At 65.3% G+C, this 1,206-nt stretch carries 2 protein-coding genes; both read right to left on the bottom strand.

Features of this window, described 5'->3' with window-relative positions; all coding sequences use genetic code 11:
* Positions 1-717 (bottom strand): DDE-type integrase/transposase/recombinase (locus tag QR64_RS00460; protein WP_039583528.1); only part of this gene is annotated, 717 nt, incomplete at its 3' end.
* The coding region (locus QR64_RS00455; protein WP_318025484.1) for a hypothetical protein at positions 690-1,206 on the bottom strand (517 nt) is incomplete at its 5' end. The genes QR64_RS00460 and QR64_RS00455, both read right to left, overlap by 28 nt.

Raw genomic sequence — 1,206 nt, 5'->3', positions numbered from 1 at the left:
GACCCGCGGCCGTGAGTACGAGGGCAGGACCTGCTGCTCGTCGAGCGCATCGAGCAGTGCGGTCGAGCGCATCGAGGCCCCGTTGTCGGCGTGCAGCACCGTCGGTGCCCCGAACGCGGTGAACGCTTCGGTGAACATTTCCACCGCCGCAGCGGCGGTCTCGGCGTACTCGATGCGCCAGGCCACCGGGAACCGCGAATACACATCGATCACCAGATACAGCAGATACCGGTCCTGGGTGCGTGGCCCCTTGAGCACAGTGATGTCCCACGACCACAATGTGCCCACCGCCGGAGCCGGAACGACCGGTTTGCGGCGGCTGATCCCCGATCCCGGGCCGCCGCTGCGGCTGCGGCGTCGGTCCCCGACCAGGTTCTGCGAGTGCGCCACTCGATAGAAACTCGACTGGGAACACTCCACCAGCCCTTCATCGAAGGACCGCCAATACAGTTGGCACACAGACAGATGGGTGTTCCCCTCGGCGAGGATCACCTCGACGATGGTGTCCTTCTCGGCCGGTGACAACGCGGCCGGCTGGTGCCGGTCCCGCTGCCGGATCGGATCGGACACCGGCCGATAGTGCCGATACCCGCGCACCTCCCGGTAGTAGCGGGCCCGGGGGATCCCCAGCAATGCGCAGCCACGCACGATCGGCACGCCGGCTGCGGCCAACGCGGTGACGGTGTCGGTCAGGACAGTCCTCGGCGTTCGAGCCATTGCGCGTACTCGCGGGCACTCATCAACGACGGCGGGATCTGCGGGTCCTCGTCGGTCGAGCTCTTGGTGATCCCTTGCAAGAGCTCGAATGCTTTTCCCAGGATTTCCACGGCGGCGTCGCCCTGGGCGACCTTCTCGCGGAGGCGTTCGTTCTCTTTGCGGAGTTTGGCCAGCTCCGCACGGTCTCGACTGTCCACTCGGTCCCTCGACTTGTCTGCTGCGGTCACCATCGACGCTTCCAAGTCTCCCGAATCCCGGGCGTGGATCCAACGTGCGATGGTGGCGTAGTCGAGGTTGGTCTCGCGCAGTAGGCGGGTCTTGGCACCGACTTCGATGCATTGGTCCCACTGCCGTAGGAACTCGATCTTGTAGGCGATGGAGAACGCGCGTTTGCCGGTGCGGGTCCGCCCAACAGGGATGTCGATCATTGGTGTGCTCCGATCCCCGCGCTGATTGCCAGGTGTCTCACGAACATCCTGACAACCAGCG

This window comes from Rhodococcus sp. Chr-9 (genome assembly GCF_000801125.1).
Classification (GTDB): Bacteria; Actinomycetota; Actinomycetes; order Mycobacteriales; family Mycobacteriaceae; genus Rhodococcus; species Rhodococcus pyridinivorans.
Note: the sequence above shows the minus strand (reverse complement) of the source record. Positions and strands in the feature narration are given on the sequence as shown.